13 protein-coding genes are annotated in these 15314 nt (G+C 61.1%); 11 read left to right on the top strand and 2 right to left on the bottom strand.

All coding sequences use genetic code 11. The annotated features are described in order from the left end of the window. Window positions 1-89: 89 nt before the first annotated feature. Window positions 90-1577 (bottom strand): glutamate--tRNA ligase, encoded by a 1488-nt coding sequence (gene gltX / locus QAO71_RS06190; protein ID WP_280165505.1) that lies wholly within the window; start codon window positions 1575-1577, stop codon window positions 90-92. 53 nt (window positions 1578-1630) lie between these two features. Beyond that, window positions 1631-2560, bottom strand: coding sequence for a LysR family transcriptional regulator (locus QAO71_RS06185; protein WP_136869364.1), 930 nt, complete (start codon window positions 2558-2560; stop codon window positions 1631-1633). 102 nt (window positions 2561-2662) lie between these two features. Here QAO71_RS06185 and QAO71_RS06180 point away from each other — a divergent pair, with 102 nt between their 5' ends. The 11 genes from QAO71_RS06180 (at window position 2663) to tssG (ending at window position 15312) form a co-directional block, all read left to right on the top strand. Continuing rightward, window positions 2663-3694, top strand: coding sequence for an HlyD family secretion protein (locus tag QAO71_RS06180; protein ID WP_280165504.1), 1032 nt, complete (start codon window positions 2663-2665; stop codon window positions 3692-3694). Further along, a complete protein-coding gene (locus tag QAO71_RS06175) occupies window positions 3687-5228 on the top strand; it encodes a DHA2 family efflux MFS transporter permease subunit (protein WP_280165503.1) in 1542 nt (513 codons plus the stop codon). Before QAO71_RS06180 ends, QAO71_RS06175 begins: the two co-directional genes overlap by 8 nt. 162 nt (window positions 5229-5390) lie before the next feature. Then, complete coding sequence (locus QAO71_RS06170) at window positions 5391-6674, top strand: FAD-binding oxidoreductase (RefSeq protein ID WP_280165502.1); 1284 nt, start codon at window positions 5391-5393, stop codon at window positions 6672-6674. A gap of 130 nt (window positions 6675-6804) precedes the next feature. Then, window positions 6805-7170, top strand: a complete 366-nt coding sequence (locus tag QAO71_RS06165; RefSeq protein ID WP_235818282.1) for a PA2779 family protein — start codon at window positions 6805-6807, stop codon at window positions 7168-7170. A 78-nt stretch (window positions 7171-7248) separates the two neighbouring features. Next, window positions 7249-8097 carry a PA2778 family cysteine peptidase gene (locus QAO71_RS06160; protein WP_074780624.1) on the top strand — a complete coding sequence of 283 codons (849 nt, stop codon included), beginning with the start codon at window positions 7249-7251 and terminating at the stop codon, window positions 8095-8097. Between the two features lie 407 nt (window positions 8098-8504). Further along, complete coding sequence (tssA, locus tag QAO71_RS06155; protein WP_280165501.1) at window positions 8505-10076, top strand: type VI secretion system protein TssA; 1572 nt, start codon at window positions 8505-8507, stop codon at window positions 10074-10076. Window positions 10077-10088: 12 nt separating this feature from the next. Beyond that, window positions 10089-10589, top strand: a complete 501-nt coding sequence (gene tssB / locus QAO71_RS06150; RefSeq protein ID WP_280165500.1) for a type VI secretion system contractile sheath small subunit — start codon at window positions 10089-10091, stop codon at window positions 10587-10589. 18 nt (window positions 10590-10607) lie between these two features. Continuing rightward, window positions 10608-12086, top strand: a complete 1479-nt coding sequence (gene tssC, locus QAO71_RS06145; RefSeq protein WP_280165499.1) for a type VI secretion system contractile sheath large subunit — start codon at window positions 10608-10610, stop codon at window positions 12084-12086. A gap of 6 nt (window positions 12087-12092) precedes the next feature. Beyond that, window positions 12093-12497, top strand: coding sequence for a type VI secretion system baseplate subunit TssE (gene tssE, locus QAO71_RS06140; protein ID WP_036990437.1), 405 nt, complete (start codon window positions 12093-12095; stop codon window positions 12495-12497). A 44-nt stretch (window positions 12498-12541) separates the two neighbouring features. After that, the gene (gene tssF, locus QAO71_RS06135; RefSeq protein WP_036990439.1) at window positions 12542-14332 is read left to right on the top strand and encodes a type VI secretion system baseplate subunit TssF; all 1791 of its coding nucleotides are present in this window, start codon (window positions 12542-12544) and stop codon (window positions 14330-14332) included. Then, window positions 14296-15312: a type VI secretion system baseplate subunit TssG gene (gene tssG, locus QAO71_RS06130; RefSeq protein ID WP_036990440.1), complete on the top strand. Its 1017-nt coding sequence runs from the start codon at window positions 14296-14298 to the stop codon at window positions 15310-15312. The genes tssF and tssG overlap by 37 nt, the downstream gene beginning before the upstream one ends. Window positions 15313-15314 lie beyond the last annotated feature (2 nt).

Raw genomic sequence — 15314 nt, 5'->3', positions numbered from 1 at the left:
TTCTGGACGGGGCGCATATTAGGTCTCTCACCAAAAACTGTCAACAGAAAATTACGCAAAACAGCAACTTATAGCCAATTAGCCCGAAATCACTGGGCGCTGGCAAAGTCCGCCAACAGCTTTTCCCAAGCCTTCACTTCCTTCTTCGACGCACCGCCGAGCAGCTCCAGCGCCTGACGCAGGCGGAAGCGGGTCAGATCCGGCCCCAGGTGGGCCATGGCATCGAGTACCGAGACCGAGCTGGCCTGGCCGGTGATGGCCACGAACAGCAGCGGCATCAGGTCCCGCAGCTTGAGCTGCAGCCCCTCGGCGACCTGCTGGATGCTGGCGGTAATGCCGTCCTTGTCCCACTGACGCAGCGCTTCGAGCTTCCACAGCAGCAGCTGCAGGGTCTGGCGCACTTCATCCTGGGAGAGCTTCTTGTGGGCGAACTGGGCCGGGTCCAGTTCCAGCTTGCCGGTCATGAAGAAGCCAGCCAGCGGTATCAGGTCGCTGAAGGTTTCCACGCGGCTCTGCACCAGCGGCACGATGGGGCGCAGATAATCGCTGTTGAGCGCCCACTTCTGTACGGCGTCCACGAAATCCTGCTCGGACAGATCGCGAATCCACTGCCCGTTCAGCCAGGCGAGCTTCTCGACATCGAAGATCGGCCCGCCGAGGGAGACCCGCTGGATATCGAAATGCTCGACCATCTCTTCCAGGGAGAATTTCTCGCGTTCATCCGGCATGGACCAGCCCATGCGGCCCAGATAGTTGAGCAGCGCCTGGGGCAGATAGCCCATGCGCTGATAGAAGATGATGCTGGTCGGGTTCTTGCGCTTGGACAGCTTGCTCTTGTCCGGGTTGCGCAGCAACGGCATGTGGCACAGCTGCGGCATGTCCCAGCCGAAATACTGATACAGCAGGATGTGCTTGGGCGCCGAGTTGATCCACTCCTCGCCCCGCAGCACATGGGTGATCTGCATCAGGTGATCGTCGACCACGTTGGCCAGGTGGTAGGTAGGCAGGCCATCGGCTTTCATCAGCACCTGCATGTCGACCTGTTCCCAAGGGATCTCGATTTCGCCGCGCAGCATGTCCTGCACCTTGCAGATGCCGCTCGCGGGTACCTTCATGCGCACCACGTGGGGCTCGCCGGCGGCGACTCGCTGGGTCACTTCCTGCTCGGACAGATGCAGGCAGTGGCCGTCATAGCCGGGAGTCTGCTTGTTGGCCATCTGTTCGGCGCGCAGCGTATCGAGGCGCTCGGAGGTACAGAAGCAGCGGAACGCGTGCCCTTTGGCAATCAGCTGTTCGCTGTGCTCATGGTAGATGGCGCTGCGCTCGCTCTGGCGGTACGGGCCATGGGCGCCGCCGACATCCGGACCTTCGTCCCACTCCAGCCCCAGCCAGCGCAGGGAGTCGAGAATCTGCTGCTCCGACTCGGCACTGGAGCGCACCTGATCGGTATCCTCGATGCGCAGGATGAACTGACCACCATGCTGGCGGGCGAAGCACTGATTGAACAGCGCGATATAGGCGGTGCCTACATGGGGATCTCCAGTGGGCGACGGAGCAATACGGGTACGGACGGTCATGGAATATCTCGATTACAGCGGCCGCAGCGGGCCAGATAGTGTGAAGCAGCGCCTCAGGTTGGGGGCAATGTTACCAGCGGTCCCTCGTCCTGCTCTACCCCGACATTCAGCCGCTCCCGCAACTGCTCAATCACATAATCGATGAAGGCTTTCACCTTCATCGCCTGGAAACGGCGGGAGGGATACAGGGCATACAGCTCGGTCGAAGGTAACACGCAATGCTCCAGCACCCGGCACAGGGTACCCTCCGCGACCTGGGCCTCGGCGATGAAGGCCGGCACATTGATCACCCCGGCGCCAGCCAGCGCTGCCTCGCGGGCGAAGGTGATGTTGTTGATGGTCAGCACCGGATTAATCGCCACGCTCACTGCCGGCTCCAGAAAGTGCCATTTACGGCCGTCATCCATCAGCGTATGGATACAGCGATGGTTGGCCAGGTCTTCCGGCTTCTGCGGCGTACCATGTTCGGCCAGATAGGCCGGGCTGGCGAACAGCTGGCGAGGGCTGTGCATCATCGACCGCGCCACCAGGCTCGAATCCTGCGGCCGGCCACGGTGGATGACGATGTCCACGCCCTCTTCAACCGGGTCGACCATCCGCGAGGTCAGCTCGACCTCGACCTGGATCGCCGGGTAGCGGCGCATGAAATCCCCCACCACACCGCCGAGAAACAGCTGCCCGAACTCGATGGGAGAGCTGATGCGCAGTAAGCCGGTAGGCTCGCGCTGCAACTGCATGATGGCCTGCTCGGCTTCGGCAAACTCCTGCATGATCTGCCGGCACCGCTCGTAGTAGGCCTGACCCACTTCGGTCAGACGCAGCTTGCGCGTGGTGCGATTGAGCAGCCGCACGCTCAGGCGCTCTTCCAATTGTGCGATACGGCGACTGACGGTGGACTTCTGCATGCCCAAGGTCGTCGCCGCGCTGGTAAAACTGTGGCACTCCACCACCCGGGTGAAGATCAAGGCGTCATCCAATCCCATCCCACTGTTCCTGTAATGCAACAAAGTTTCCGGATTCTAGCGCCATTAGGCCGGTGTGCAACAGTGGTAGAGTGACTCACACAATAAACAAGGAAATAAAACATGCCGTCCCGGGTTCGCACTCGTCTGTTCATCTTCCTGTTACTGATCGCCCTTGCCGCAGCTGCTTTTTTCGCCAACTGGTGGTTCATCAGCCGGCATTATGAAACGACCGACAACGCCTATGTACATGGCGATATTACCCGCATCAGCAGTCAGCTTGCCGCCCAGGTCACCGAGGTGCTGGTCACTGATAACCAGACCGTCGAGACCGGCGATCTGCTGGTACGCCTCGATGCCCGGGACTTCACCAACGCACTGGCCCAGGCCCAGGCCAATCTTGCCACCCGCGAAGCCGAGCACCTGCAGGCCCGCGCGCAGCTGCTGCGCCAGGACAGCCTGATCGCAGCCGCTCGCGCCGCCGTTGAAGCACGCAAGGCGGAGCAGCGGCGCATCGAACTGGATATCAAGCGCATCCTGCCCCTGCGCCAGTCCGGCTATGCCTCCGAGGAACAATTGAGCAACTTTCGTGCTCAGCTGGATGTGGCGAGAGCGCAGGTGCGGGGCGCCGAAGCCGAACTGCAGACCCAGATTCTCAGCAAGGATACCCTCGGTGCCGACATTGATCGGCTGGCGGCGCTGATCCAGGCCGCGCAGAGCGAGGTGGACCGGGCCGAGCTGGACCTGTCACGCAGCGAGATTCATGCACCGGTGCCCGGGCGGGTCGGCCAACGCACCGTGCGCATTGGCCAGAACGTGCAGCCCGGTGATCATCTGCTGGCCCTGGTACCGAGCCAGGATCTGTGGGTGCAGGCCAACTTCAAGGAAACCCAGATCAAGCGCATGCGCAAGGATCAGCGCGTCACCCTGACCTTCGATGCGTTCGATGACCAACCGATGCAGGGCACCATCGACAGCCTGTTCCCCGCCTCCGGCGCACAGTTCAGCCTGCTGCCGCCGGACAACGCCACCGGCAATTTCACCAAGGTGGTGCAGCGCATTCCGGTAAAAGTCCGCCTCGACCAGGACCATGCACTGAGCCAGGTGATACGTCCGGGTATGTCGGTCAGCGTCAAGGTCGATCTGCGTGACTGAAACGGCCCAGACGCAGCAGATTCCACCACCGACGCGACGCGACTGGATCGCCATTCTCAGCGCCATCCTTGGCGCCTTCATGGCTATTCTGGATATCCAGATCATCAACTCGTCGCTCAAGGACATCCAGGGCGCGCTATCGGCCACCATTGAAGAAGGCTCGTGGATCTCGACCTCCTATCTGGTTGCCGAGATCATCATCATTCCGCTGGCGGCCTGGCTGGCCATGGTCATGTCACCGCGGCGCTTTGCCGTGGCCATTTCCATTACCTTCGTGATCGCTTCGCTGCTGTGTTCGATGGCCTGGAACCTGGAAAGCATGATCGTGTTTCGGGTGTTGCAGGGATTGGCAGGCGGCGCGCTGATTCCCTTCGCATTCTCCCTGGTACTCACCAAGCTGCCGCTGGATGTGCGCCCCAAGGGCATGGCACTGTTCGCCATCACCGCCACCTTCGCCCCTTCCATCGGCCCGACCATCGGCGGCTGGCTGACAGAAAATTACGGTTGGGAATTCATCTTCTACATCAACATCGTCCCCGGCGTGTTGATGACCCTCGGCCTGCTGTACGGGCTGGACAAGAGCGAACCGCGCTGGGAGTTGCTGAAAAAAGGCGACTATGCCGGCATCCTGAGCATGGCCATCGGCCTGGGCTGCCTGCAGGTCTTTCTGGAAGAGGGCCAGCGTGAGGACTGGTTCGAGTCGGCCGAGATCACCTGGCTGGCCAGCATCGCTTTCGTCAGCCTGGTGATTTTCATCATTCTGCAGCTGTCGCGCGACAATCACCTGGTCAACCTGCGGCTGTTCAAGGAGCGCAACTTCCTACTTGGCAGCCTGGCCAACATCGGCCTCGGGGTGGGGTTGTACGGCACCGTGTTCATTCTGCCGCTGTACCTGGCGCAGATTCAGGATTACAACGCCTTGCAAATCGGCCAGGTGATCATGTGGATGGGGCTGCCGCAACTGCTGCTGATTCCCCTGGTGCCGGTCATGATGCGCTATATCGATCCGCGGTTGATCTGCGCGCTCGGCCTGGCACTGTTCGGCATCGGCAGCTTTCTCAGCGGCTCGCTCAATCTGGACTTTGCCGGGGATCAGTTCATTGCCATCCAGATCATCCGCGCCTGCGGGCAGCCCATGGTGCTGGTGCCGCTGTCGATCATTGCCACGGCGATGTTGCCGCCGTCCCAGGCCGGCTCGGCTTCCAGCCTGTACAACATTCTGCGCAATCTCGGCGGTGCCATCGGTATTGCGGCGCTGGCTACCATTCTCGATAGCCGGGCTGCACATTATTTCGAGATTCTGCGCAGTCACGTCAGCCTCGGCAATCCGGCAGCAGCCGAGCGCCTGGCGCTGCTCGGTGAGCAGCTGGGCAGCTCCGAGGCGGCGCTGCGCATGGTAGATGCGCAGGTGCGCGAACAGGCGCAGATCATGGCCTATAACGACGCCTTCCATCTGATCGGCATCATGCTGGCCTGCTCGGTGCTGTGCATCATGTTGACCAAGGCGTTGCCGAAGGCGCCGGGCAAACCCTGAAAGCCTCAGGCGCCCTTGCGAGATTCCTGTGTGGGAGCGGCCTTGGCCGCTCCCACAATAAAAACCTTGTTCGCTGCAGACGCTCACCCTCCTCTCTGGCATTCGCTCAACCGGATCGGTAGCATGCAAGGCATGTAAAAAATATCACACAAGGTGCGCAGCATGAGCCATACGCCTTATCCGGATTCCTATTACGCCGCTTCCGCCAATCCCGCGCCCGACCGGCCTGCCCTGCAGGGCGACCATGAGACCGATGTATGCGTGATCGGCGCGGGCTATACCGGCATTTCCACGGCGCTGTTCCTGCTGGAACAGGGTTTTCGGGTCACGGTATTGGAAGCTGCGCGAGTCGGATTCGGTGCTTCGGGGCGCAATGGCGGTCAGATCGTCAATAGTTATAGTCGCGATCTGGATGTGATCGAAAAGCAGGTTGGCCCGCAGCAGGCCAGACTGTTGGGCGAAATGGCCTTCGAGGGTGGACGTATCATCCGCGAGCGGGTCCAGCGTTACGCCATCGATTGCGATCTCAAGGAGGGTGGTGTATTTGCCGCCATCAACGCCAAACAGCTGCGCCACCTGGAGCAGCAGAAAGCGCTGTGGGAGCGCTATGGTCACACCCAGCTGGAGTTGCTCGATGACCGGGGGATCCGCAGCGTGGTCGGCACCGAGCGTTACGTGGGCGGTATGCTGGACCGCAGCGGTGGACACATCCACCCACTGAATCTGGTGCTCGGCGAAGCCGCGGCGGTGGAATCGCTGGGCGGCATCATCCATGAACAATCGCCGGTGGTGAAGGTGCAGCAAGGGGCGATGCCTGTGGTTTTTACGGCACAGGGCCAGGTCCGCGCCCGCTTCGTCGTGGTCGCCGGCAATGCCTACCTCGGCGACCTGCTGCCGCCGCTGGCGGCCAAATCCATGCCCTGCGGCAGCCAGGTGATCGCCACCGAACCCCTGGGCGAGGAGATGGCACGTCGGCTATTGCCCCAGGACTACTGTGTGGAGGACTGCAATTACCTGCTGGACTACTATCGCCTGTCCGCTGACCGGCGTCTGATTTTTGGCGGCGGCGTGGTCTACGGTGCGCGCGATCCGGCCAATATCGAGGCGCTGATCCGGCCCAACCTGCTGCGTACCTTCCCCGCCTTGCGCGATGTGAAGATCGATTATGCCTGGACCGGCAATTTCCTGCTGACCCTGTCGCGGCTACCGCAAGTGGGTCGGTTGGGAGATAACATCTACTATTCCCAGGGTTGCAGCGGCCACGGTGTGACCTACACCCATGTTGCCGGCAAGGTACTGGCCGAGGCGATTCGCGGCCAGGCCGAACGCTTCGATGCCTTCGCCGCATTGCCCCATTACCCCTTCCCTGGCGGCCGCCTGTTCCGGGTGCCGTTCACCGCACTGGGCGCCTGGTATTACCAATTGCGGGATCGCTTCGGTGGTTGAGGTCGGAACCCGCAGGGTATTATGGCGGTCATAGAGGTGTTGCAAGGGTTTACCAAGAAAAACCAAGAGCCAATCCAAGGAGTAGTCCCCCATGAAGCATACTTCCGCCACCCGACGCTATCTGTCCATCATGATGGCCGCCCTGTTCATGTTCACCAGCATGGCCAGCATCCACGCCCAGGCCTCCATGGTCGGTACCCATGAGGTGATTGCCTCCGAACAGCTCAGTGTCGATCGCGACCAGCTCAAGTCCATGCTCGATGATGAAGCCGTGCAAGACAAGCTTGCCAGCATGGGGGTTTCTCCCGATCAGGTCGAACAGCGCATCAACAGCCTGACCGCCGAAGAGCTGGCCTATTTCAATACCCAGCTGGATGAAGCACCTGCCGGTGCCGGTGTGCTGGGAGTGATCGTTCTGTTCCTGGTCATCTTCATCATCACCGACATGCTCTGCGCCACCAACGTCTTCCGCTTCGTCAACTGCATCAACCGTTAACCGGTGCGTTTCCTACGCATTGCCGCTCTGCTCTGGCTGACAGCACTGCTGTCAGCCTGCGCCGGGCGCGCTCCCGTCATGCCTGACCCCGCCGACCTGGCTGAATTCCCTAACCGAGTGGTATTGGACAACGTGCCTTTCCACGCCCAAGACGCCTACCAATGCGGACCAGCCTCCCTGGCGATGGTATTGAACTACCGTGATATCGCTGCCACCCCGGACGAGTTGAAAGACCGCGTTTACCTGCCCGAGCGCAATGGGACATTGCAAGTGGAAATGGTCTCCGCCGCCCGTGACCGGGACCTGCTGGTCTACCCGCTGGAAAAGCAGCTCGAGGCTATTCTCAGCGAATTGAATGCGGGCAACCCCGTATTGGTCATGCAGAATCTGGCCTTCAACTGGTATCCGCAGTGGCATTACGCTGTTGTCATCGGCTACGACCTTGCTGCCGAAGAGATGATCGTGCACAGCGGCCTGAACGCTGCCCAGAGGGAACCCTTCCAGGTGTTCATGCGCACCTGGGATCGGGCCGACCGCTGGGCCAGGGTAATGCTCCCGCCCGGTGAATTACCCGCCACGGCCAAACCGCTCACTTACCTGAAGGCCGCCAGTGACCTGGAACAGACTGGTCGCCTACAGAGCGCGCTGCGTTCCTATCAGCGAGCCGTGGCTGAGTGGCCAGAGCAACCGGCTGCGCGCCTGGGTCTGGGTAATACCCATTGGGCTCTCAACGACAGGCAAGTTGCCTTGGAGCAGTTCCAGCGCCTGGTGAATGACTTCCCCGACTTTCAGCCCGGCTGGAATAATCTGGCCACGGGCCTCGAAACCCTGGGCTGTACGAGCCAGGCCAAACAAGCCCGCCAGTGCAGCGAGCAACTTGACAAGCCCGCGTCATGCACCAACTTGAAGTGCGCAGCAAGCAATTAATCCGAAACTTGTGAGCCATTTCAAAACAACACACCCACAACTAACTAAAAACCTGAAAACACTATCGCAAATTGAATAGCCGCCACTTAAACGGCGGCTAATTCAATAACCCATTCGTAGTAAATCCTGACTGACTCTTGCGCAGCAATGCCTGCATACACCCGTCTACGACGCGGTTCACACTGTGATGCATGAGGCGACTTAATTGCCTATAAAGTAGATCAGGTCACATTATCCGCCTTGAACCACAGCCTGCCGATCAATAGGATACGAGCCGTATTTCGAGGGGGTGCGCAACTTACTGCACAACTCACCTGCGCAACTTATTGCGCACTTTGTATATCTGCCTGAACACTCTTTCTGGCTGGCGACGGAACTCATCTATTTATCAGGGATTGATGTGAAACATGCTGGATGAAAATTACATCAATTTAATGGAGACGCCGATCGCCGCGGACAATTTCGCCGGTGAGGACGCTCGCTATACGTCCGAATTCGACAGTCTGGAAGAGGAGCTGGCCAAGGACACGTCCGTCCATCGCACCACGGGTACCGACTGGGCAATCGTCCGGGAACGCGCCGAGCAGTTGCTGCAGACCCAGTCCAAGGATCTGCGCGTCGCCTGCTGGCTGATCTGGAGCCTGTATCACACCGAAAGCATCGCCGGCCTGGCAGCCGGCCTGGGCATGCTGCGCCATGCCTGCACCGAGCATTGGCAAACGTTGCACCCGCAGCGCACCCGCACCCGAACCGCAGCCATAAGCTGGCTGTGCACGCGCCTGGAGCAGGTGCTCGGCGAGCAGACACCCGACGCCGCGCAGATGGCATTGTTCAGCAGCATCGCGGGTGATCTGCGCGAACTCGATACCTTGTTTGCTGCGCATCTTCAGGATGCACCCTCACTCGCGCCGCTTTATCGTCGGGTCGAAGAATTGCTGAAACGCGTCGAAGCGAACCCACAGCCCGCCGCGGCGACGCCAGCGTCGGTACCGCCAGCTAGCCAGCCACTGCCTCCGGCCACACACGCTTCCGCAACCACTGACGCGCCCATTGTCGATAGCCGCGATGCCCACCGCAGCCTGCGCGCTCTGCAGGACCAGGCTCGTTCCCTGACCAGTTGGTGGCAGCACCAGAACCCCGGCGACGTCCGCGCGGTACGACTTGCCCGCACACTGTTGTGGCTGCCCATCGACGGCCTGCCGGAGCATGATGCCGACCATGTCACCAGCCTGCGCAACCTGCCAGCCGATCGTCTCAAGGCCTTTCAGGAGCGCTTCAACCAGGGGCAGTATCAAAGCCTGTTCAGCGAAGTTGAAGCCAGCCTCAATCGTGCCCCCTTCTGGTTGAGTGGTCAGTATCTTGCCTGGCGCTGTCTGGAAGCGTTGGGTGCCCAGCCGGCCATGCAGGAAGTCGAAAACCAGCTTCGTCACTTGCTGAGCCGTCTGCCGGGGCTGGAGGAACTGCGCTTTCATGATGGCGAACCCTTCGCCGACACCGATACCCGGCAATGGATTGGCAGCCGCGTCATGGCGGTCAGCAGCCACCCACAGACCACCACATGCGAGGCCACCAGCGAGGCCGGCGCGCCCTGGGAGCTCGCGCTGCAGGATGCCCTGGCGCTGTTGAAAAAGGACGGCCTGCGTGCAGCCATGCAGTTGCTGCTGCAAGGCACCCGGCAAAGCCATGGCGAGCGGGCCCGTTTTCATTGGCAGTTGGCGGAGGCGCGCCTGTGCTATCACGCGCGCCAGCACGATATCGCCTACGCCCGGCTCGATGCGCTGCAGCAAACCCTGCAGTCCGCGGGGCTGGATCGCTGGGAACCCAACCTGAATCTGGAAGTACTGCGTCTGTTGCATGCCTGCTGTGAATTGCTGCCGCAGAGCCAGCTTGTGCGTGATCGCAGGGAAGAGATCTTCCACCGGCTGTGCCACTTCGACCTTGAAGTGGTGCTGAACAAGGCCCTCGGGCCATCCAAGTAGCGGAGAAACACCATGGCCAAAGAAGGCACAGTAGCACCAAAGGAACGGATCAACGTCACCTTCACTCCCGATACCAATGGCGCGGCGGAGGAGGTCGAGCTGCCGCTGAAATTGATGGTATTGGGTGATTTCACCCAGCGCGAGGACGAGCGCAAGATCGAGGATCGCAAGCCGATCGCCATCGACAAGGCCACCTTCGACGAGGTGCTCGCCAAGCAGGAACTGAACCTGAGCTTCAGCGTGCCCAACCGGCTGCAGGACGACGCGGCCCGGGAAGACCTCGCCGTCAATCTGCAGATCAACTCCATGAAGGACTTCAACCCTGCCAGCCTGGTCGATCAGGTACCCGAGCTGCGCAAACTCATGGAACTGCGCGACGCGCTGGTGGCACTGAAGGGCCCCCTGGGCAACGCCCCGGCCTTCCGCAAGGCGATTGAAAGCGTGCTCAGCGACGATGATTCCCGGGAGCGCGTACTCGCCGAACTGGGCCTGACCCAACAACCGGACGCCTGATCACACAAGGACGCAAGCATGAGCACTCAGACAACCGCCATCAGCACACCCAGCGCCAGCGACGATGCCAGCATTCTCGACCGTATCATCGCCGAAACCCGCCTGACCCCGGACGATGAAGCCTACGGCATCGCCCGCCGCGGCGTCTCCGCTTTCATCGAAGAGCTGCTGAAACCCCATAACGACAAGGAGCCGGTCAAGAAGGCCATGGTCGATCGCATGATCGCTGAGATCGACGCCAAGCTCAGCCAGCAGATGGACGAGATTCTGCACCATGAGCGCTTCCAGGCACTGGAATCCTCCTGGCGCGGCCTGAAACTGCTGGTCGACCGCACCGACTTCCGCGAGAACATCAAGTTCGAGATGATCAATGCCTCCAAGCAGGATCTGCTCGAGGACTTCGAGGATAGCCCGGAGATTGTCCAGTCCGGCCTGTACAAACATGTCTATACCGCTGAATACGGCCAGTTCGGCGGCCAGCCGGTCGGCGCCCTGATCGCCAACTACTATTTCGATCCCAGCTCCCAGGACATCAAGACCCTGCAGCACGTCGCCAGCGTCGCCAGTATGTCCCACGCGCCATTCATCGCTTCCGCTGGTCCGCGTTTCTTCGGTCTGGAAAGCTTCACCGGCCTGCCGGACATCAAGGATCTCAAGGATCATTTCGAAGGTCCGCAGTTTGCCAAGTGGCAGGGCTTCCGCGAGCGCGAGGATGCACGCTACGTCGGCCTGACACTGCCACGCTTTCTGCTGCGCAATCCCTACGACCCGGAAGACAATCCGGTGAAGAGCTTCGTCTACAAGGAGAACGTCGCCAACAGCCACGAGCATTACCTGTGGGGCAACACCGCGTTCACCTTCGCTACCCGCCTGACCGAGAGCTTCGCCAAGTTCCGCTGGTGCCCGAACATCATCGGCCCGCAGAGCGGCGGGGCGGTCGATGACCTGCCGCTGCATCATTTCGAGAGCATGGGCGAGATCGAAACCAAGATCCCCACCGAGGTGTTGGTGTCCGATCGCCGCGAATACGAACTGGCCGATGAAGGTTTCATTGCCCTGACCATGCGCAAGGGCAGCGACAACGCCGCCTTCTTCTCCGCCAACTCGACGCAGAAAGCCAAGTTCTTCGGCAACTCCGAAGAAGGCAAGGCGGCGGAACTCAACTACCGGCTCGGTACCCAGTTGCCCTACCTGTTCGTCGTCAACCGCCTGGCCCATTACCTCAAGGTGCTGCAGCGCGAGCAGATCGGCTCCTGGAAGGAACGCACCGACCTGGAGCTGGAGCTGAACCGTTGGATTCGCCAGTACGTGGCTGATCAGGACAATCCCAACCCGGAAGTCCGTGGCCGACGCCCGTTGCGCGCGGCGCAGATCAGCGTGGCCGATGTGGAAGGCGAGCCGGGTTGGTACCGGGTCACCCTCAGCGTGCGTCCGCACTTCAAGTACATGGGGGCGGATTTCACCCTGTCGCTGGTGGGCAAGCTGGACAAGGAGTAACAGCACATGGGCTACGGCAGTCTGTTCGAGCGTCTGGGCGGCGAAACCGCCAGCCGCGCCGGTTGGGAACTGCAGCGGGCGGCAATGGACTCGGTGGCCAGTCACCTGTCCAAGATGCTCAGCACCCGCGCCGGCAGTGTGCTGACCCTGCCGGATTACGGACTGCCGGATCTCAATGACATGCGCCTGTCGCTGCACGATTCGCTGCAGCAGGCGCGGCTCGCTATCGAACGATTCATCGAGGCCCATGAGCCACGACTGTCCCAGGTACGGGTAATTGCCCTGCCCCGGGACCATGATCCCTTGAGTCTGGCTTTCGCCATCGAAGGCCGACTGGAAGTGCAGGATCTCAAGTGCAACGTCAACTTTTCCGCCCGCCTGGATGGCAGCGGCAAGGTCCAGGTCGCCTAAAAGCTGTTCTACGGAACGGCTGCAACACTACACAGGGATGCATAGTGTCGTTCAATCATTACTATCAGAGTGAGCTCACCGCCTTGCGGCAACTCGGCAAGCGTTTTGCCGAACGCAGCCCGGCGCTGGCGCCCTTCCTCGGCCAGAGCGGCAAGGACCCGGACGTCGAGCGACTGCTCGAAGGCTTCGCGTTTCTTACCGGCCGGCTGCGGCAGAAGCTGGATGACGAGCTACCGGAACTCACCCATTCCCTGATGCATCTGCTGTGGCCGAACTACATGCGCCCGCTACCGGCCATGAGCATTCTGCAGTTCGAACCTCTGCGCCATGCCGGCGAGGCGCTGACCGTGCCGCGCAATACACCGGTGGAATCACGACCGGTGGATGGCGTCAGCTGCCGCTTTCGCACCAACTACGATACCGAAGTGCTGCCGCTGGCGATGCATGCTCTGGATTATTCGGTCAAGGGCAACGGTGCGCTGCTCAATCTGCAGTTGATGATGAGCGCACCCGGCAGTCTGGCAGATATCAATCTGCGGCAGTTACGCCTGCATTTCGCCGGCGAGCGCTATATCAGCCAGATGCTGTTGCTCGGCCTGGTGCGCAATCTGCAGAGCCTCGAGCTGGTCTTGCTAGACCGTCACGGCGCTCCGCTGGAGCTGCCCGCCGAGGTGTCGGCGCAGATGCTGCAGCTGGGCCAGGAGCAGATACAGCAAGTGGGCTTCGCCGATGAAGAGGCGATGATCCCCTACCCGCTCAATACCTTTCGCGGCTACCGCTACATACAGGAATATTTCGCCTTTCAGGACAAGTTCCTGTTCGTTGATATCCTTGGCCTGAATGTCCTGCAGCGGCTGCCGGCGGCACTGCTGAAGCAGGCACGGGGGCTGGAGTTGCGCTGCCATATCGCCAAGACCGGGGAGCAGCGCATCAGACCCTCGGTGGACAACGTGCGGCTGTACTGCACGCCCATCGTCAATCTGTTCACCCACGACGCCACACCCATTCGGCTCGATGGTCGTCAGGATCAGTATCTGCTGCGCCCAGCTACCTACGGCAACCGCCACTGCGGCGTGTTCTCCATCGACCGGGTCACCGGCTGGAAGCCCGGTGGCCAGGGCTATGAGGAATATGTGCCCTTCGAGTCCTTCGAGCACGACACCAGCTTCGGCGCCGATACATCCCGGCCGTACTACAGCATGCGCCAGCATGCCTCGCCGGTCGGCGATGGGCTGGAGACCTTTCTCAGTTTCGGCCTGTATACGCTGGAGCATCACGAGACGCTGTCAGTGGAGCTGACCTGTACCAATCAGAACCTGCCGCAGAAGCTGGCGCTGGGCGATATCTGCCAGCCCTGCGAAGGCACCCCGGAATTTCTCGGGTTTCGCAATATCAGCGCCGTCACGCCCTGTCACGCGCCGCCGCTGCATCGCGACTTCCTGTGGAAGCTGATCAGCAACATGTCGCTGAATTATCTGTCGCTGTCGAATGTCGAGGCGCTCAAGGTCATCCTCGAGACCTACGACCTGCCCCGGCATACCGACCAGCATGCTGCCAAGGTCAGCAAGCGCCTGCTCGGCGGCCTCAAGCACATCAACCACACCCATGTTGACCGTCTGCACCGCGGCCTGCCCGTACGCGGCATCCGCACCGAGTTGAGCATGGATGCCGATGGCTATCTGGGCGAAGGCGATCTGTTCCTGTTCGCCTCTGTACTCAATGAGTTTTTTGCGCTCTACGCCAGCCTCAACTCCTACCACGAGTTGCGGGTCAAGAGTTCCAAGGGAGAGATATATCAATGGCCGCCACGCATGGGGCAACAGCCCCTGCTTTGAGTCCGATCGTGCGCAGCATCCGCGAGTACAGCCTGTTTCAGGGTGTGCAACTGGTGCAGGAGCGCCTGCGTCAGGCCCATCCCGAGCTGGATGATGAGGCGCTGTATGAGCGACTGGAATTGCAGGCAAACCCGAGCATGGGGTTTCCCGGCAGCGAGATCGAATCGGTGGAGTATTTCGAGGAACGCGGCGAACTGCGGGCCCGCCTGCGGGTGAACCTGGTCAGCCTGTTCGGCGCCGGCTCACCCCTGCCGGCCTTCTATGGCGAACAGGCGTTGGGTGACGGGGTCGATGGCAATCCCACCCGCATGTTCATGGATCTGTTCAATAACAGACTCCAGCGGCTGCTGTTGCCGGTGTGGCAGAAGTACCGCTATCACGCCCGCTTCAAGCCCGGCGGGCGCGACCCGGTGTCCGCCCTGCTGTTTTCGCTGATCGGCCTGAGTGGCAACACCATTCGCCACTCCACGGAGCTGAACTGGAAACGCCTGCTGCCCTACCTGGGCCTGCTCAGTCTGCGGGCGCAATCGGCGGCAATGGTCGAATCGGTACTGCGCTACTACTTCAAGCATGAGCAGTTGCATATCGAACAGTGCCTGGAGCGCGAGGTGGATATTCCCGGCGATCAGCGCTGCCAGCTGGGCCTGGGCAACAGCACCCTTGGCGATAGCCTGGTGCTCGGCGAGCGGGTGCGTGATCGCAGCGGCAAGTTCCGCATCCACATCCTCAATCTGGATTGGGCGCGCTTTCATGACTTTCTGCCACCCGGCTGCGACAACCAGCCGTTGCGCGTGCTGATCCGGTTCGTGCTGCGCACCCCGCTGGACTATGACGTGCGCCTGCACCTGCGACCGGATGAAATTCGTGAGCTGCGCCTGGGCGCCGGCAACACCTGTCGCCTGGGCTGGACCAGCTGGCTGGGCTGCGAGCACGCCGATGCCATGGTCACCCTCGGCAGCCAGCCGCATCAGGCGCTCTGAGA

The sequence above is a fragment of the Halopseudomonas sp. SMJS2 genome, from assembly GCF_029866945.1.
In the GTDB taxonomy this organism is placed as follows: domain Bacteria; phylum Pseudomonadota; class Gammaproteobacteria; order Pseudomonadales; family Pseudomonadaceae; genus Halopseudomonas; species Halopseudomonas bauzanensis.
This window is presented reverse-complemented; position numbering and strand designations above follow the sequence as displayed.